This is a genomic window from Vibrio sp. 1288, from assembly GCF_033344475.1.
In genome coordinates this window covers 42,819-60,334 of record NZ_JAWPOX010000002.1, presented here as the reverse complement: position 1 = coordinate 60,334, position 17,516 = coordinate 42,819, and the positions used below count along the sequence as shown (strand labels likewise).

At 44.9% G+C, this 17,516-nt stretch carries 17 protein-coding genes; 4 read left to right on the top strand and 13 right to left on the bottom strand.

The window, feature by feature from the left end; translation table 11 throughout:
- Positions 1–6: 6 nt before the first annotated feature.
- The 11 genes from tmk to yceD form a co-directional block, all read right to left on the bottom strand.
- Positions 7–639, bottom strand: coding sequence for a dTMP kinase (gene tmk / locus R8O11_RS01855; RefSeq protein ID WP_005387350.1), 633 nt, complete (start codon positions 637–639; stop codon positions 7–9).
- Entirely contained in the window at positions 636–1,652 is a 1,017-nt protein-coding gene (mltG, locus tag R8O11_RS01850; protein WP_005372950.1) for an endolytic transglycosylase MltG, read from the bottom strand. Before mltG ends, tmk begins: the two co-directional genes overlap by 4 nt.
- A complete protein-coding gene (gene pabC / locus R8O11_RS01845; protein ID WP_065274708.1) occupies positions 1,649–2,464 on the bottom strand; it encodes an aminodeoxychorismate lyase in 816 nt (271 codons plus the stop codon). The genes mltG and pabC overlap by 4 nt, the downstream gene beginning before the upstream one ends.
- A 107-nt stretch (positions 2,465–2,571) precedes the next feature.
- Positions 2,572–3,822, bottom strand: a complete 1,251-nt coding sequence (gene fabF / locus R8O11_RS01840; protein ID WP_065274709.1) for a beta-ketoacyl-ACP synthase II — start codon at positions 3,820–3,822, stop codon at positions 2,572–2,574.
- Positions 3,823–3,915: 93 nt separating this feature from the next.
- Positions 3,916–4,149 (bottom strand): acyl carrier protein, encoded by a 234-nt coding sequence (acpP, locus tag R8O11_RS01835; protein ID WP_004406112.1) that lies wholly within the window; start codon positions 4,147–4,149, stop codon positions 3,916–3,918.
- Between the two features lie 246 nt (positions 4,150–4,395).
- Positions 4,396–5,130 carry a 3-oxoacyl-ACP reductase FabG gene (gene fabG, locus R8O11_RS01830; RefSeq protein ID WP_031781117.1) on the bottom strand — a complete coding sequence of 245 codons (735 nt, stop codon included), beginning with the start codon at positions 5,128–5,130 and terminating at the stop codon, positions 4,396–4,398.
- A 45-nt stretch (positions 5,131–5,175) separates the two neighbouring features.
- Positions 5,176–6,099 (bottom strand): ACP S-malonyltransferase, encoded by a 924-nt coding sequence (fabD, locus tag R8O11_RS01825; protein ID WP_238969997.1) that lies wholly within the window; start codon positions 6,097–6,099, stop codon positions 5,176–5,178.
- A 75-nt stretch (positions 6,100–6,174) separates the two neighbouring features.
- Entirely contained in the window at positions 6,175–7,125 is a 951-nt protein-coding gene (locus tag R8O11_RS01820; RefSeq protein WP_017821385.1) for a beta-ketoacyl-ACP synthase III, read from the bottom strand.
- A gap of 5 nt (positions 7,126–7,130) precedes the next feature.
- The gene (plsX, locus tag R8O11_RS01815) at positions 7,131–8,156 is read right to left on the bottom strand and encodes a phosphate acyltransferase PlsX (RefSeq protein WP_017633846.1); all 1,026 of its coding nucleotides are present in this window, start codon (positions 8,154–8,156) and stop codon (positions 7,131–7,133) included.
- 10 nt (positions 8,157–8,166) lie between these two features.
- On the bottom strand, positions 8,167–8,337 hold the full coding sequence (gene rpmF, locus R8O11_RS01810) for a 50S ribosomal protein L32 (protein WP_005396978.1): 171 nt from the start codon (positions 8,335–8,337) through the stop codon (positions 8,167–8,169).
- A 59-nt stretch (positions 8,338–8,396) separates the two neighbouring features.
- Entirely contained in the window at positions 8,397–8,921 is a 525-nt protein-coding gene (yceD, locus tag R8O11_RS01805) for a 23S rRNA accumulation protein YceD (protein WP_005387307.1), read from the bottom strand.
- A 149-nt stretch (positions 8,922–9,070) separates the two neighbouring features.
- Between yceD and R8O11_RS01800 the strand changes: the two genes are divergently transcribed.
- Complete coding sequence (locus tag R8O11_RS01800) at positions 9,071–9,652, top strand: Maf family protein (RefSeq protein ID WP_005380845.1); 582 nt, start codon at positions 9,071–9,073, stop codon at positions 9,650–9,652.
- Positions 9,653–9,710: 58 nt separating this feature from the next.
- Here the strand turns inward: R8O11_RS01800 and rluC are convergent, their stop codons facing one another.
- A complete protein-coding gene (gene rluC, locus R8O11_RS01795) occupies positions 9,711–10,655 on the bottom strand; it encodes a 23S rRNA pseudouridine(955/2504/2580) synthase RluC (RefSeq protein WP_021033985.1) in 945 nt (314 codons plus the stop codon).
- Between the two features lie 639 nt (positions 10,656–11,294).
- On the opposite strand from rluC, the gene rne reads away from it, so the two are divergent.
- On the top strand, positions 11,295–14,369 hold the full coding sequence (gene rne / locus R8O11_RS01790) for a ribonuclease E (RefSeq protein ID WP_318193867.1): 3,075 nt from the start codon (positions 11,295–11,297) through the stop codon (positions 14,367–14,369).
- A 332-nt stretch (positions 14,370–14,701) separates the two neighbouring features.
- Complete coding sequence (locus R8O11_RS01785; protein WP_005380840.1) at positions 14,702–16,261, top strand: SulP family inorganic anion transporter; 1,560 nt, start codon at positions 14,702–14,704, stop codon at positions 16,259–16,261.
- A 60-nt stretch (positions 16,262–16,321) separates the two neighbouring features.
- Here R8O11_RS01785 and R8O11_RS01780 read toward each other — a convergent pair whose 3' ends face one another.
- Positions 16,322–16,771 carry a low molecular weight protein-tyrosine-phosphatase gene (locus R8O11_RS01780; protein ID WP_176311094.1) on the bottom strand — a complete coding sequence of 150 codons (450 nt, stop codon included), beginning with the start codon at positions 16,769–16,771 and terminating at the stop codon, positions 16,322–16,324.
- 117 nt (positions 16,772–16,888) lie between these two features.
- Here R8O11_RS01780 and cobO point away from each other — a divergent pair, with 117 nt between their 5' ends.
- A complete protein-coding gene (gene cobO / locus R8O11_RS01775; RefSeq protein WP_005380837.1) occupies positions 16,889–17,494 on the top strand; it encodes a cob(I)yrinic acid a,c-diamide adenosyltransferase in 606 nt (201 codons plus the stop codon).
- Positions 17,495–17,516: the final 22 nt, after the last annotated feature.

Here is a 17,516-nt window from a genome sequence, read left to right as displayed (position 1 = left end):
TTTCACTTATTGACGAGCTAGCCACTCGTTTAGAGCGTCCCGAATATCACGCGACACGCCTTCAATCGTCTGTTCTGCGTTAATGATAACGATGGAAGGATCGGCATGAGCAATCTCCAAATAACGCTCACGTGTACGCTCGAAGAAACTAATATCCATCTTCTCTATACGATCTAACTCACCACGCCCACGTGCACGCTCAAGCCCAACACGAGGGTCAATATCCATATAGAGAGTGAGAGCAGGTTTAAAATCACCAAGCGTTGTATCTCGGAGATTTTTCATTAACGATGCGTCAATCTGACGGCCACCACCTTGATAAGCTTGCGACGACATATCGTGTCGGTCACCAACCACCCACTGACCGTTTTCCAAAGCTGGTTTGATCACGTTCTCAACCAACTGAACACGTGCAGCGTACAGAAGAAGCAACTCCGTCATGTCCTTAAGTTCTTCGCCTTCGTGCTCTTCTTTCACCAGAGCGCGCATTTTTTCTGCTAGCGGTGTGCCTCCTGGCTCACGGGTATTTACGATATCCTCAATACCGGCCGCTTTTAGCGTATCTAAAACGGTTTTAATCGCAGTGCTTTTACCCGCGCCTTCTAGGCCTTCAACGACAATAAAGTTTGCTTTCATCATTTGTTCTTTCTTAGTTCTCTTAAATAGGCACGAACAGCACGGTTGTGCTCAGCAAGGGATTTCGAGAATACATGTCCGCCCTTTCCACTTGCTACAAAATATAAATAGTTGCTGCTTTCTGGATTCAAAGCCGCTTCAATGGAAGCTTCACCAGCCATCGCAATCGGTGTTGGTGGCAAACCATTGATGGTATAGGTGTTATATGGTGTCGGCGTACGCAAATCTTTCTTACGAATGTTGCCATCGTAGGCGTCACCCATACCATAAATAACTGTCGGATCAGTTTGTAACCGCATACGTTTGTTCAATCGGTTGATAAACACAGAAGCGACGCGCTCACGCTCAGAATCAATAGCCGTCTCTTTCTCGATGATAGACGCGAGAATCAAGGCTTCATATTTATCCTGTAATGGCAGCTTTTCTTGACGAGCTTCCCAGCTAGCGTCCAGTATTTTATTGAGTTTTCGATGCGCTCGTTTTAATAACTGGCTTTCACTCGCACCCGCTGTGTAATGGTAGGTTTCTGCTAAAAACAACCCTTCTAGCTTTTCTCTCTCAATTCCGAGCTTCGCAGCCATTTCTTTTTCTGAAAGATCGGTTAAATCATGCTTTAAATAAGGAGCACTTTTTAGTTGATCTACCCATTCAGAAAAGCGGCTGCCTTCAACAAAAGTGATCGCAAACTGGTATTCTTTTCCAGTATTCAGATGCTCCAATGTTTGCGAAAGTGACATACCAGGCTCAAGTTGGTAAGTACCCGCTCGCACTTGCAACAATTCTGGATATAAGTGAGGAATTAAACGGATGTACTCCGATGTTTCAATCACCTCATCTTCAACTAAGGCGCGCATGACATGATGAAAGCTTGTACCACTTTCTACAGTAAACAGCTGAGGTTGTTCCAATAGAATAGGCTTTTCAACGTATTGTTTAGCCTGTGAAATTATATAAAAAACAGCTGCTGCGCCTATCACTGCGATCAGCACAACAAAAGCCAACAGTTTTTTAATCACGTAGTTAAATTCCCTTGCAGTCGTTGAGTCAATTTTCCTATCGGAAATATAGTCTTAGAGTTCGATGTCACTATGCTGCGAATAGGTGCGACACCTAATATTGAGTTACACATGAAAGCCTCGTCAGCACTCAGCAAATCTGGAAGTATAAAACGCCCCTCGATGACTTCAATATGACTTACTTTAAGTAACTCAAGCACCTTACGACGCATTACGCCCGTAACGCCTGATAAGGTCAGCTCCGGCGTAAATACTTTATTACCTTTAACCCAAAAAAGGTTGGCCATTGTAGTTTCAATGACATGGTTTTGCACATTTAACGTTATTGCATCTGCAAACTCTGTATTGTCGATTTCAGCCTTGGCGAGAATCTGCTCTAAACGGTTGTTGTGCTTATGTCCCGCAAGTAAAGGTTGAATCCCTAGACGAGTATTACAAACGCCCAAGTCCACACCTTGTTCTTGCCAAGATGAATAATGAGAAGGAAACGCAAAATTGGAAATCGTCACGATAGGACTTTCAATCCCATTAGGGCTATACCCTCGCCCGCCAATACCGCGGCTAACGTGAATCTTCACCCCCGCTCGTGCGTCAGATAAAACCGCTTTGCTTGCCCAATCATGCACAACTTTCCAGTCAGGTGAAGAGATCTTCAAAGCGTCAAGGCAAGCACTCATGCGCTCAGTATGTTCCTGCCAGTAAACCAACTCTCCATTTTGGGTCAGGATGGTGGTAAAGCCTCCATCACCGTATTGGAATGAGCGATCACCTAGCTCTACATGCGTTTGCGGAACTCCATTTACCCAAAACATTCACGTACCTTCAAATTAGCAGACAACAAATAAAACAAAACGGCTCAATGCTAAGCATCGAGCCGTTAGAATACAAGTTTCGCTTATCTAAATTAGGTTAGATAGTGTTACTCAGCGAACTTCTTGAAGATCAAAGAACCGTTTGTACCACCAAAGCCAAACGAGTTACAGATAGCGTACTCCATACCTTCAACTTTGCGCGCTGTATGCGGCACAAGGTCGATGTCTAGACCTTCTTCTGGATCATCAAGGTTAATGGTTGGCGGAACAATTTGGTCAACCAAAGACATAACCGTGATAATTGCTTCAACAGAGCCAGCAGCACCTAATAGATGACCCGTCATCGACTTAGTTGAAGATACAAGAACTTGCTTCGCACCTTCTTCACCAAGAGCACGTTTCACGCCTTTGATTTCTGCAACATCACCAGCTGGAGTAGAAGTACCGTGAGCATTCACATAACCTACTTGAGTACCTGTGATGTTAGCGTCACGCATCGCCGCTTCCATCGCAAGTGCACCACCAGAGCCGTCTTCGCTTGGAGATGTCATGTGGTAAGCATCACCAGACATACCAAAACCAACCAGTTCTGCGTAAATCTTCGCGCCACGTGCTTTTGCGTGTTCGTACTCTTCAAGCACCATCATGCCAGCACCATCACCTAGAACAAAACCATCACGGCCTTTATCCCATGGGCGAGACGCTTTTTGAGGCTCTTGATTACGAGTAGATAGTGCTTTAGCTGCACCGAAGCCAGCCATGCCAAGAGGCGTAGAAGCTTTTTCTGCACCACCAGCAACCATCGCATCTGCATCGCCGTAGGCAATCATACGTGCTGCATGGCCGATATTATGCAGGCCAGTAGTACATGCGGTAGAAATCGCGATATTTGGACCACGAAGACCACGCATGATAGATAGGTTACCTGCAACCATGTTTACAATGGTCGAAGGAACAAAAAATGGGCTAACTTTGCGAGGGCCTTTGTCTACTAATGCAGTATGGCCAGTTTCGATAAGGTCAAGACCGCCAATGCCTGAGCCGATAGCAACACCAACTCGAGCCGCATTTTCTTCGGTAATTTGTAAGCCAGAGTTATCAAGAGCTTGAATACCCGCTGCAATGCCGTACTGGATGAAAAGGTCCATCTTACGAGCATCTTTTTTAGACATGTACTCTGTGCAATCGAAATCTTTAACAAGACCTGCAAAACGAGTTGAGAAGTTCGTAGTATCAAAGTGCTCGATATTTACGATACCACTTTGACCTTCTAGCAGGGCTTTCCAAGATGATTCTACTGTGTTGCCTACCGGTGACAACATACCCATGCCAGTGACAACTACACGACGCTTGGACACGATATAATTCTCCGGGAATTGAATATTTCTATGAGAGGATAGAAGAAGTTAGAAAGAACACAGGCGGTCTAGGAGACCGCCTGGGAGAGCTAATTACTGAGCGCTGTTTACGTAGTCGATTGCAGCTTGAACAGTAGTGATCTTCTCAGCTTCTTCGTCAGGAATCTCAGTGTCGAATTCCTCTTCTAGAGCCATAACTAATTCTACAGTGTCTAGAGAATCAGCACCTAGATCGTCAACGAAAGAAGCTTCGTTTTTAACTTCTGCTTCGTCTACACCTAGCTGTTCAACAATGATTTTCTTTACGCGTTCTTCGATGTTGCTCATTTTTCTTTTCCTTTACAGATTTCGCCTAATGCGATGATTCCGTAGTTTATTCGAACTATTGAAAGTTGCAAGGGGGTCCTTGCTGGTCAAACCACAAAATTAGCGAATTTAACCGAATTTCAATACATTTTTGACTTAAATCATGCACAAATCTTGCGCATAAGCATGACAAGTTCATGACAGTTAACTGCAACTATAGGCTATTTTTCACAATGTAAAATAGCTTATTTTGCATAAACTGTCGCATTAAACCATGTACATACCACCATTTACATGCAAAGTTTCACCAGTAATGTACGCTGCTTCAGGAGAAGCAAGGAAAACTACTGCTGATGCAATTTCACGTGGGTCACCTAAACGACCTGCTGGCACGTTCGACAAAGTTGCCGCACGTTGGTCATCATTTAGTGCCTTAGTCATGTCAGTTTCGATGAAACCAGGAGCAACAGTATTCACTGTTACACCACGAGACGCAACTTCACGAGCCATTGATTTAGTAAAACCAATCACGCCCGCTTTCGCTGCTGCGTAGTTAGTTTGACCTGCGTTACCCATGGTACCAACAACAGAGCCTACGTTGATGATACGACCCGCACGTTTTTTCATCATGCCGCGTAAAACCGCTTTAGACATGCGGTAGATAGGCGTTAGGTTGGTATCGATGATGTCGTTCCACTCATCATCTTTCATACGCATCAATAGGTTGTCACGAGTAATACCAGCGTTATTCACCAGAATATCGATCACACCAAATTCTTCGTTGATCGTTTTTAGTGTCGCTTCGATAGACTCGACATCGGTCACGTTAAGAGCTAGACCTTTACCGTTATCACCAAGATACTCGCTGATAGCAGCCGCACCACTTTCAGAAGTAGCAGTACCGATAACCGTAGCACCTCGCTCGACAAGAAGTTCCGCGATCGCGCGGCCAATACCACGGCTTGCGCCGGTAACTAGCGCGATCTTACCTTCTAGATTCATCATGTTGTGTTTCCTTTTCTTATCGCAAATTTATCGCTTGATGGATTACTTCGCAGCGTCTAGCGATGCGATATCATTCACTGCTGCTGCAGTTAGCGTTTTCACGATACGTTTTGTTAGACCTGTTAAAACTTTACCAGGACCAAGCTCAAGAAGATTTTCTACGCCTTGTTCGTGCATCAGTTCAACTGTTTCAGTCCAACGAACTGGGCTATGTAGCTGACGAACAAGCGCATCTTTGATTTTTGCAGGATCTGTCTCAGCAATCACATCAACGTTGTTGATAACTGGCAGCTGTGGTGAGTTAAATTCGATAGACTCAAGAGCTACAGCAAGTTTTTCCGCTGCTGGCTTCATAAGTGCACAGTGTGAAGGTACTGAAACAGGAAGAGGAAGCGCACGCTTCGCACCAGCTTCTTTACATAGCGCACCAGCTCGCTCTACTGCGTCTTTGCTACCAGCGATAACGACTTGACCAGGCGAGTTAAAGTTTACTGGAGAGACCACTTCGCCTTGCGCTGCGTCTTCACACGCTTTTGCAATCGTATCATCAGCCAAACCGATAATCGCGTACATTGCGCCAGTACCAGCTGGTACTGCTTCTTGCATAAGTTGACCACGTAATTCAACCAGCTTGATGGCTTCTTTAAAGTCAATAACACCCGCACATACAAGTGCTGAGTACTCACCTAGGCTGTGACCGGCTAGGTTTGCTGGTTGCTCTAAGCCAAGTTCCTGCCATACACGCCAGATTGCAACAGATGAAGCTAGCAAAGCTGGTTGAGTACGGAAAGTCTCGTTTAAATCTTCTGCAGGTCCATTTTGAACAAGCGCCCATAGATCGTAACCTAGTGCGTCAGATGCTTCTGCAAATGTTTGTTTTACTACGTCATATTGTTCGCCTAGTTCTGCAAGCATACCTACAGCTTGAGAACCTTGACCTGGAAATACGATAGCAAACTTGCTCATGTTGTTTTCCTTTAAGCAAAGTAAAAAGAAATAAGATGCACCAAGTGCACCTTAAATTTTGAATTCTTGTGAAACTTAGAACTTCACAAGGGCCGAGCCCCAAGTGAATCCGCCGCCAAACGCTTCAAGAAGCAGAGTTTGACCGCGTTTAATACGACCATCACGTACCGCTTCATCTAGTGCTGTCGGCACAGTCGCAGCTGATGTGTTGCCGTGTTTATCAAGTGTAATCACGACTTGGTCTAGTGACATCGAAAGTTTCTTCGCTGTCGCTGAAATAATGCGGTAGTTCGCTTGGTGCGGCACTAGCCAGTCTAGTTCAGACTTATGCATGTTGTTGGCTTCAAGCGTATCTTTTACTAGTTTCGATAACTGAGTGACAGCGACTTTGAATACTTCGTTCCCAGCCATATGAAGCCATTTATCCGCATCTTGCCCCCGCACAGGTACAGGTAGGCTTAGAAGCTCTCCGAATTGACCATCCGAGTATATGTGGGTAGAGATAATGCCAGGCTCTTGGCTAGCGCCTACGACAACGGCTCCGGCACCATCACCAAATAGGATAATGGTTGAACGGTCTGTCGGATCACACGTTTTAGACAAAGCATCTGAACCAATCACAAGTACGTTTTTGCACATACCAGATTTGATATGTTGGTCTGCAACAGATAATGCGTACACAAAACCAGAACAAGCAGCGGCTAAGTCAAAAGCTGGACAACCTTTAATGCCAAGCTTTGCCTGCACCTGACACGCAGATGAAGGGAAAGTATGGCTACTGCTCGTTGTGGCTACGATAATCAGGTCGATATCGTTTTTATCAATACCCGCCATATCGATAGCGTTTTCAGCTGCGTAGAATGCCATGTCTGCTACAGTTTCGTTTTCTGCAGCAATTCGACGCTCTTTAATACCCGTGCGAGCAACGATCCACTCATCACTTGTATCTACCATTTTCTCTAGATCTGCGTTTGTACGCACCTGAGATGGCAGGTAGCTGCCAGTACCTAAAATTTTGCTATACATGAAGACTAATAATGCCTCTCGAGTAAAACCGCTTCCAAACGATCGCTAATACGGCTTGGTACTTGTCGTTTGACCTCGTGTACTGCCTCGCCAAGTGCATTGACAATCGCAGATACATCCGCACTTCCATGGCTTTTTATGACAATGCCGCGCAATCCTAGCAAACTTGCGCCGTTATACTGGTCGGGGTTCAGTGTTTTTAGTTCATTAAACAGCCTAGAAAACAACTTTCTAGCTATCCAACCCTTTATCGTTGATGCCATTATGCTGGTTTTAATTTTTTCGATAAAAAGTTGAGCTGTTCCCTCACTGGCTTTTAAGCATACGTTGCCGACAAATCCATCACAAACAATGACGTCCGCAACATCATGCAAAATTTGATTACCTTCGATATAACCGACAAAGTTAATCGCATCGGTCTGAGAAAGCATTTCTGCGCAACGTTTGACTAAATCGTTACCTTTAATCTCTTCTGCGCCAATATTGAGTACAGCAACGCGAGGAGGACGACCCAAGTGTTCTTCAGCTAATGCACTGCCCATTACAGCAAATTGGAACAAGCTATCAGCATCGCACGATACATTCGCCCCCAGATCCAGCATCCAAGTACGCTTTCCGGTAATCGTCGGTAAAGCGGAAACTAAAGCAGGACGTTCAATGCCAGGAAGTAACTTAAGAATGAAACGCGATAGTGCCATTAATGCACCGGTGTTGCCACCACTAACACAAGCATCCGCTTTCTGCTCAGAAACCAAATCGATAGCCATACGCATAGAACTATTTTGGCTATTACGTAACGCCAATGAAGGTTTTTCTGAGTTCGAGATAACTTTCTCGCTGTGAAGAATAGTCAAGCGGGAACTGGTCGAGGTACCGAGTTGAGATAATTGAGACGTGATCAGAGATTGATCACCAATAAGAATCACTTTTAGCTCTGGGAAATGAGACAGTGCCTGCACGGCGGCAGGCACTGTTACGCGTGGACCGAAATCCCCGCCCATTGCATCAAGTGCAACGGTAATACTTTGCAAAGGTTCAACCTTACTTGTTGATAACCTTTTGACCACGGTAGTAACCTTCAGCAGTTACGTTGTGGCGTAGGTGAGTTTCACCAGAAGTCGCGTCTACAGATAGAGCAGCTGTAGTTAGCGCATCGTGTGAACGACGCATACCGCGCTTAGAACGAGTTTTACGGTTTTTCTGTACGGCCATTGACCCTACTCCTATACTATTGGGTTAAAAACCTGAAGAAGAATCGGCTACCACACCTATTACTTTTTCAGACTTTTCAAAACGTCGAATGGATTCGGTTTTTCTTCCTCAATTTCTTCAGGAATCTCACCAAAAACCATGTTATTTGAATCAACGCTACAATCCGCTTCATCGTGCATCGCAATTTGAGGTAATGCTAAGATGAACTCGTCTTCAACAAGTTGTATGAGGTCTAATTCACCATATTCATTTAGATCTACCAAATCATAAATTTCTGGTGCTTCCTGTTCTGTTTTCTCACCGTAGTAAGGAGTAGAAAGGAATTCAACTTCGCACTCATGTGCGAATACCTCATTACAACGCTGACACTCTAAATCGACTTCGATGTTAGCTTTACCAGAGATAACAACGAGTCGCTGTTCATCCATCCCAAATGACAATGAGACTTCTGCGTCGCGTTTTACGCCTTCAGTTGTTTCCACTAAGCGCTTGAAAAGACTAGCTTGGATGATGCCATCGTAATCCAATCGTTTCTGTGCAGCTTTAGCTGGGTCAACCGTTCGCGGTATTTTTACCTTTTGCATAGGGCGCGAATATTATCTTCCAAATCAAAATTAGTCAAAGAAAAAGGCAAAAAAGTTGTACTTTTTTACGCTTAACATACAGAGCATTAGCCAGAATCATTTTTGATCTATTATCCTATTGGAAATGCTCCCACGAATTGTAATTCAAAATGAAAAATTACCAACTGGTTTTAGCCTCAACCTCCCCTTTTCGTAAACAACTGCTTGAAAAGCTCTCACTACCATTCGTTTGTTTATCACCTGATTGCGATGAAACACCTTTTGACCAAGAAACGCCAACTGAACTTGTGCAGAGACTGGCCCAAGAGAAAGCAATATCTTGCCAGACGGATAAAGCAAGTTTAGTTATCGGCAGTGACCAAGTTTGTGTCATTAATGGTGAAATCGTTGGCAAGCCTTTAAATAGAGATAACGCGATAAATCAACTTTTGGCTCAAAGTGGAAAAGTCATCACTTTCTATACTGGTCTTGCGGTACATAACACCGTGACAAACCATACAGAAGTCGGCTTTGATTCTTTCGAGGTGCACTTTAGAGATTTAACGCTTGAACAAATCGAACGCTACGTCGACAGGGAAGAACCTTTTTACTGCGCAGGCAGCTTTAAAAGCGAAGGCATGGGAATTTGTTTGTTTACGAAATTAGTTGGTAAAGACCCGAACACACTTGTCGGACTACCATTGATTGATTTGATTGATATGTTGCATGTTCAAGGACTCGATGTCCTTTAACCCAAATACGATAAAAGGGAGCCACAGGCTCCCTTTTGCATCCGCGAGGAAAACATGGTTACGCGTTTCTTAAACCCGCCAACACTTTTTCTAGTTTCGGTTCCATCGGTGCGTTGATTTCCATCCACTCATCATTTGATGGGTGTTGGAACTTGATGTTTGCCGCGTGTAGGAACAAACGATCTAAACCAACTTGACCTGTGTAAGCGTCAAAGCGACGATCACCGTAGCGATCATCCCAAGCGATTGGGTGACCAGTGTATTGCGTATGAACTCGTATTTGGTGAGTTCGACCAGTAATCGGACTCGCCTGAATCAATGTAGCTTGTTCGAACTTTTCCAAAATCTTAAAACGCGTTTCTGACGGCTTACCATTAGGGTTAACACGAACAATACTGTTCACTTCGTTTTTGAGCAGTGGCGCGTTCACAACCTTACAACTGCTTTTCCATTGCCCCATGACAAGAGCTAAGTAAAACTTCTTTACTGTCTTTTCACGAAACTGGGCTTGCAAGTGACGAAGTGCAGAACGCTTCTTAGCAACCAGCAAAATCCCTGAAGTATCACGGTCAATACGATGCACAAGTTCAAGAAAGCGAGCTTGAGGACGCAGAGCCCTAAGCGCTTCAATCGCACCAAACTTTAAACCACTGCCACCATGCACAGCGGTGCCAGATGGTTTGTTTAGAATCAACATATGGTCATCTTCGAAGATAATCATATTTTCCAACTCAGCGACTTTGTTAAGTTTCGTACTTGGTGCGACATCGTCATCTTTTTTCTCGACGGTCACCGGTGGAATACGAACGAGATCGCCTGCTTTTAACTTGTACTCTGCTTTTATACGCTTTTTATTTACGCGCACTTCGCCCTTACGCACAATTCGGTAAATCATGCTTTTAGGAATGTCTTTTAATTGGTTGCGCAAAAAATTATCAATGCGCTGACCCGCCATATCTTCGTCGATGTCGACGAACTGGACTTTTGTTCTTATTTCGTTCATGGGCGGTATTGTAAACTCAATTTCGTGCGACTTCACATTATTCTTGTCGTAAAAGAAACACTCTGTGGCACATACTGGTCTAAATTTCGCCAAGCTTTTGTTTAAATTATTAAAACTCTCAATCAAGTTCTCAATTTGTTTTCTGTCCTGAACAGTTTGCACATCTCAATTGCTTATGAAACAGCCAGTTATAAATTAGAAATTTTGAGTTTAGCGGCAAATTTTCTATCGTTTGCGTGAAAGCAGATTGCTGATAGCCACGCGCACTGCTATAGTTCACAGCTGCTAAGGAAGGTTTGGTTACATTTTATTCATTACCAATCATTTATCCTCAAGCAATGTGAGTAGATCGTTGAAGGTCGAGTGCAGCATTGGCGTGAGACACATCGAATTCAACACTCTTGCCACCCTACTCCTCGCATATTCACGTTGAGTACCTACCGCCCAAATAGCGGGTCACAAGTCTACGTTTCCAACAGAAACCACAAGAGGCTTGTGATGACTGAAGTGCCCGAGAGCATCCCCTTCCAGCCGGGAGGCTGCAAAATACAAGCCATGGGATCAGGCACCGTGAAAGAGCGAAAAAACAGTGGCAAGTCGACAAGAAAGATATAAAAGAAAAGACAACGAGAATTTTCAATGAAAAGAATGTTAATTAACGCAACTCAAAAAGAAGAGTTGCGTGTCGCTCTGGTTGATGGCCAGCGACTTTTCGATCTTGATATCGAGAGTCCAGGTCATGAATCTAAAAAAGCGAATATCTACAAAGGACGTATCACACGTATCGAACCAAGCTTAGAAGCCGCATTTGTTGATTACGGCGCCGAGCGTCACGGTTTCCTCCCTCTCAAAGAAATTGCCCGCGAATATTTCCCTGAAGGTTACACCTACCAAGGTCGTCCAAGCATCAAAGAAGTGCTAACGGAAGGCCAAGAAGTTATCGTTCAAGTGGAAAAAGAAGAACGTGGAAGCAAGGGCGCAGCTCTTACTACTTTCATTTCTCTTGCTGGTAGTTACCTTGTTCTGATGCCTAACAACCCTCGTGCTGGCGGTATTTCTCGTCGAATCGAAGGTGACGAGCGTACTCAACTAAAAGCCGCATTAAGTACTTTGGAACTGCCTCAGGGCATGGGCCTAATCGTACGTACTGCTGGCGTTGGCAAGAGTGCTGAAGAGCTTGAGTGGGATTTGAATGTACTACTTAACCACTGGGGTGCAATCAAAGGTGCAGCGGACTCTAACCCTGCTCCATTCTTAATCCACCAAGAAAGTAACGTTATCGTTCGTGCAATCCGTGACTATTTGCGTCGTGATATTGGCGAAATCTTAATTGATAGCAACACCATCTACGAACGTGCAAAAGAGCACATTCAATTGGTGCGCCCTGATTTCCTTAACCGCGTTAAGAAATATGAAGGTGAAGTTCCACTATTCAGCCACTACCAAATCGAAAGCCAAATTGAATCGGCTTTCCAACGTGAAGTGCGTCTGCCATCTGGTGGTTCTATTGTTATTGACCCGACTGAAGCACTAACGTCTATCGATATCAACTCTGCTCGTGCAACCAAGGGCGGCGATATTGAAGAAACAGCTCTAAACACGAACCTAGAAGCAGCCGACGAAATTGCTCGCCAATTGCGTCTACGTGACTTAGGTGGCTTAGTGGTTATCGACTTTATCGATATGACCCCAGTTCGTCACCAACGAGAAGTAGAAAACCGTCTACGTGAAGCCGTTCGCCTTGACCGCGCTCGTGTACAAATCGGTCGTATTTCTCGCTTTGGTTTGTTGGAGATGTCACGCCAGCGCTTGAGCCCTTCTCTTGCAGAAGCAAGCCATCACATCTGTCCTCGCTGTAGCGGAACTGGTGTCGTTCGCGACAACGAATCTCTAGCACTTTCTGTACTTCGTTTAATTGAAGAGGAAGCGCTAAAAGACAACACAGCACAAGTACTTGCAGTCGTACCTGTGCCAATCGCCTCTTACTTATTGAACGAAAAACGTCGTTCAGTAAACCATATCGAACGCATTCAAGAAGTGAAAATTACGGTTGTTCCTAACTCTGATATGGAAACACCGCACTTTGAAGTTATCCGTGTTCGTGAAGGCGAAGAGTTCGATCTGATATCTTACTTACTTCCTAAGAAACTGGAAGCAATGAAAGAAGCAGAAGGTAAAGAGCCAGCGGAAGTTGACGTAAAACCAAAACGAATTGAAGAGCCAGTTCTTAAAGGCTTTGCTGCTCCGTCTCAAACCGCACCTGCACCAGCAGCTAAACCAGCTCCTGAGGCGAAGAAGAAAGAACAAAATGTTGAACAAGAAGAGAAACCTGGATTGTTCAGCCGTCTGTTTAAAGCACTTGGTAGCTTCCTATTCGGTGGTTCTGAAGAAACAAAAGAAGAACAGAAACCTCAGGAAGAGAAAAAACCAAATCGCGATAATCGACGTAATAAGCGTGATCGCAACGATCGTCGTCGCAATAACAACCAGCGCGATAATCGTGATAACCGCGACAATCGCGATAACCGACGTCGTCGTAAGCCTCGTGATGAGCAAGCGAATGAGCAAAACGAAGCTCAACAACAAACCAATAAACAGCAAAACCGCAACCAAAAGCGTAAGCCTAAAGCTCAACAAGCAGACAAAGCCCAAGAGCAAAAAGCAAATGCAAAAGTAGCGGAAAAAGGCCTGCAGCTAGCGGCGGAAGCTCGAACTGAAACAAAACCAGAAGAGAGCAAACCAAAGCAACAAAACGCGAAAGCAGAAAAAGTGAAGGAGCGTCGCCAACGTCGCAAACTGAACAAGTCTGTACGCGTTAAAGACCAAGAAGCGGTTGAGAGGAAAGCCGAAGAAACAGCGGTTAAGACTCAAGAAACGGTTGAAACCAAAGTTGAGAAGCCAACAGAAGCAGCGGTAGAAGCACAGCAAGACAACAAGCAAGCAGAGTCTAAGCAACGTCGTAATCGTCGTTCGCCACGTCACCTGCGTGCAAGCGGCCAGCGTCGTCGCCGTGGCCGTGATCGCCGCCCTAACCCGTTCCGCCTACGTAAGGGAGGTGTCGCTTCTCCTGAAATGGCTATGGGTAAAGTAATGCCACGTTACATTCCGAAACCAGCACCTAAGAAGGAAGAGCGAGTTAAGGAAGAAGCTGTAGCAGCAGTACCTACAATCCAAGGTGGCTTTGCGTGTCCAGAAATGGCAATGGGTAAAGTGATTATTCGTCGCGAGCAACCTGTCGTAACAGATGCTCCAGTTGTTGAACACAAGGTTCAAGAAACCGTTGAAGCGAAAGTTGAATCTCCAGCAGTAGAAGCACCTGTTGTGGAAGCAGTAATCGCAGAAAAAACTGAATCGGCAGTAGTAGAAACAGCCTCTGTAGAGCCTATCGTTGAAACTCCTGCAACTGAACATGCTGAACCGGTTGATGCCATTATAGAAACGGCACCAGCTGAAGAGCCTGTGGTTGAAGCAGCAAAAGAGATTGCAGCCGAAGCGCCAGTAGCTAAACCAGAGCCTAAAGTCGAAGCCATCAAAGTTGCTGCTAAGCTAAACGCTAGCGCACCGATGACAAAAGCACCTGGCCCTCAAGAGCTACGCGAAATCACGGTTGCAGCAGCACCGTTCAAAACCGAACGTTACCAAGCTAAAGGTGCGGGTAGCCAAGTGGCTAAAAACCGCGCATCGGCAGAGATGACAAAGCCTAACTTTAACTAGGCTAAATCATTACGTTCAACTGCTTAACGGCATAAATAAATTAAAGGCTACCATCTGGTAGCCTTTTTTATCTTCATATCTGCCCAATAAATTGTTCATATAAATACCAATTCGCGATCACATTTGTACGCCATTATTCGTATCATTCTTGAACTTAATCACACTTTTCGGTAGCATGCGCCGACTCAAGTTTTCGACACCATTCTGATGCTGCTCTTTTAATACTACGGTTTACACTGCAATGTTTGATTAGAAATCAACCACTCAGTGGCTTGTGCAAATACGAATATGTGTCGGGTTTAACTCATTGCAAAGAGAACTTAAAAACAAACATGTTCGAATTTCCCCAATTTTCTAAGCACTCCGTAAAAAATGATGTGCTATCAGGCTTAACCGTTGCGCTAGCATTGGTTCCTGAAGCTGTCGCATTTGCGTTCGTCGCAGGCGTAGATCCGATGGTCGGTCTTTACGCTGCATTCATCGTTGGTCTTATTACTTCCATTTTCGGTGGTCGTCCCGGCATGATCTCTGGTGCAACAGGTGCCATGGCAGTCGTAATGGTTTCGCTTGTCGCGACTCACGGTGTCCAGTACCTATTCGCAGCCATCATGCTCGCTGGTATTCTTCAAATTGCCGCTGGTATGTTTAAATTGGGTAAGTTCATCCGTATCGTACCTCACCCTGTGATGATCGGTTTTGTGAACGGTCTGGCTATTGTTATCTTCCTAGCTCAGTTGGGTCAGTTTAAAGCGCCTGACATCAACGGCATGCTTACTTGGCTACCACAAGACCAGATGCTGCTAATGCTTGGTTTGGTTGCGCTGACTATGGCAATCATTCACTTTCTACCAAAAATCACAACAGCTGTACCCTCTTCACTTGTTGCGATCGTAACGGTGACGGCTTTAGTGGTTGGCTTGGATCTGGAAACTCGCACTGTTGTTGACTTCCTGCGTACAATGTCTGGAGATGAAGCTGCAACACTCGCAGGTTCACTACCAACCTTCTCTATTCCTGCGGTACCATTTACACTAGAGACACTACAAATCATTCTTCCATACGCGATCATTCTCGCGGCCATTGGTCTAATTGAATCTCTACTAACACTGACAGTTTTAGATGAGATGACGAATACTCGTGGTCAATCTAACCGCGAATGTATCGGTCAAGGTATGGCAAACATGACGTGTTCTGTGTTTGGCGCAATGGGTGGTTGTGCGATGATTGGTCAGTCGATGATCAACGTAAACTCAGGTGGTCGCGGCCGTCTATCTGGTATCGTTGCGGCTATCGCTCTATTGATGTTTATCTTATTCGCTTCTTCGCTAATTGAAATGATCCCACTCGCTGCTCTGGTTGGTGTGATGTTCATGGTTGTCATTGGTACATTCGAATGGGCAACATTTAAGCTAGCACGCCGCGTACCGAAGCAAGACTTCTTCGTTATTGTTCTTGTGACCGTTGTTACTGTTCTTACTGACCTTGCTGTTGCCGTAGCGGTTGGTGTTATCGTTTCTGCATTAATGTTTGCATGGCAACACGCTAAGCACATCTATGCCGACACGTGCTTAAACGAGGAAGGTTCAAAAGAGTACAAGATTCACGGCCCTATTTTCTTTGGCTCTGCGGCTAACTTCCTGGAGTTGTTTAACGCGCCTGAAGATCCAAAAGATGTGATTGTCGATTTTGCAGACTCTCGCGTGACAGATCACTCTGCAATTGAAGCCATTGAAACACTGGCTGAGCGTTACAATGCTCAAGGTAAAACGCTGCACCTTCGTCACCTAAGCCCAGATTGTCGTAAACTTTTGGACAAAGCTGGCAGCTTGGTTGAAATTAACGTGAAGGAAGACCCAAGCTACAAAGTCGCAACCGACATACTAGCGGGTTAACACGAATAAAAAGGGATGAGCTGAGCTCATCCCTTTTTCTATTGTCTTCAAGCCCGGCGATTATAGCTTCTTCAAAATAGCATCTGATGCCTCTTCGATTAAATCAAGCACCAGTTCAAAGCCATCTTCCCCACCATAGTATGGATCAGGGACTTCGTCGTAACCTGACCCAGAATGACTTAAAAATAACGATACTTTGTGTCGATACTTCAACGGACAAATATCCAATAAATCGGCCAAATTTGCTTTATCTGCGGCTAATATAAGGTCAAACTTTTCAAAGTCATCAATGGTGACTTGGCGCGCTTGCATTCCTCTAAAAGAATAGCCTCGCAGCTTTCCTGCTGCCATCGCTCTTGAATCCGGTCGGTTTCCTGCGTGGTAGCCAATTGTACCTGCCGACTCAACCTCTACTTCAACGCCTAGCTTTTGAGCTTTCGCTCTTAACACTGCCTCTCCAGTTGGTGACCGACAAATGTTTCCCATACAAACAACAAGTATTTTCTTCATTTTATTCCCTGAATTATCGGTGGTTTTTCTTCACGATATGTTGGTCTATCATAGCGAGATAAATCAATGAACCCAAATTAGCTTGGGCACAGCACGAAAAGGAATTGAGGAAGTATTATGTCTATCGAAGAAAATAAAGAAGCACGCCATAAAGCTCGCCAACAAAAAGTCAAAGAACAGGTAGACGCAAAAATCGCTGCTGCTCAAGAGGAAAAAGGTCTGCTACTGATCATTACCGGAAATGGTAAAGGTAAATCGACATCAGGATTCGGTACGATCGCACGCGCAGTGGGTCATGGTTTGAATTGTGCTGTCGCGCAGTTTATTAAAGGTACTTGGGACAACGGTGAGCGCAACCTACTTGAGAAACTCGGCGTTGAATTCCAAGTAATGGCGACCGGCTTTACATGGGAAACTCAAAACAAAGCCGCTGATACCGAAGCAGCGCAAGGCGTATGGCAAGAATGTAAACGCATGCTGCAAGACGACTCTATCGATGTCATCTTGTTTGACGAGCTAACTTATATGGTGAGCTACGGCTACATCGACTTAGACGAAGTGGTCGAAGCGCTGAGCAACCGACCTAAAATGCAGTCGGTTATTATTACTGGGCGTGGCGCACATCGAACCCTGATTGAAATGGCCGATACCGTTTCTGAAGTGAAAAATGTAAAGCACGCATTTGAATCTGGCGTAAAAGCCCTCAAAGGCGTCGATTGGTAACACTCGCAGAGTAATTTAAAAA

What these genes read in the sequence shown, in the direction of transcription:
- tmk (WP_005387350.1), bottom strand. Translation starts at nt 639, where the DNA reads ATGATGAAAGCAAACTTTATTGTCGTTGAAGGCCTAGAAGGCGCGGGT.
- pabC (WP_065274708.1), bottom strand. Translation starts at nt 2,464, where the DNA reads ATGTTTTGGGTAAATGGAGTTCCGCAAACGCATGTAGAGCTAGGTGAT.
- acpP (WP_004406112.1), bottom strand. Translation starts at nt 4,149, where the DNA reads ATGAGCAACATCGAAGAACGCGTAAAGAAAATCATTGTTGAACAGCTA.
- fabG (WP_031781117.1), bottom strand. Translation starts at nt 5,130, where the DNA reads ATGAATCTAGAAGGTAAGATCGCGCTAGTTACCGGCGCAAGCCGTGGT.
- fabD (WP_238969997.1), bottom strand. Translation starts at nt 6,099, where the DNA reads ATGAGCAAGTTTGCTATCGTATTTCCAGGTCAAGGTTCTCAAGCTGTA.
- R8O11_RS01820 (WP_017821385.1), bottom strand. Translation starts at nt 7,125, where the DNA reads ATGTATAGCAAAATTTTAGGTACTGGCAGCTACCTGCCATCTCAGGTG.
- rpmF (WP_005396978.1), bottom strand. Translation starts at nt 8,337, where the DNA reads ATGGCCGTACAGAAAAACCGTAAAACTCGTTCTAAGCGCGGTATGCGT.
- yceD (WP_005387307.1), bottom strand. Translation starts at nt 8,921, where the DNA reads ATGCAAAAGGTAAAAATACCGCGAACGGTTGACCCAGCTAAAGCTGCA.
- R8O11_RS01800 (WP_005380845.1), top strand. Translation starts at nt 9,071, where the DNA reads ATGAAAAATTACCAACTGGTTTTAGCCTCAACCTCCCCTTTTCGTAAA.
- rluC (WP_021033985.1), bottom strand. Translation starts at nt 10,655, where the DNA reads ATGAACGAAATAAGAACAAAAGTCCAGTTCGTCGACATCGACGAAGAT.
- rne (WP_318193867.1), top strand. Translation starts at nt 11,295, where the DNA reads ATGAAAAGAATGTTAATTAACGCAACTCAAAAAGAAGAGTTGCGTGTC.
- R8O11_RS01785 (WP_005380840.1), top strand. Translation starts at nt 14,702, where the DNA reads ATGTTCGAATTTCCCCAATTTTCTAAGCACTCCGTAAAAAATGATGTG.
- R8O11_RS01780 (WP_176311094.1), bottom strand. Translation starts at nt 16,771, where the DNA reads ATGAAGAAAATACTTGTTGTTTGTATGGGAAACATTTGTCGGTCACCA.
- cobO (WP_005380837.1), top strand. Translation starts at nt 16,889, where the DNA reads ATGTCTATCGAAGAAAATAAAGAAGCACGCCATAAAGCTCGCCAACAA.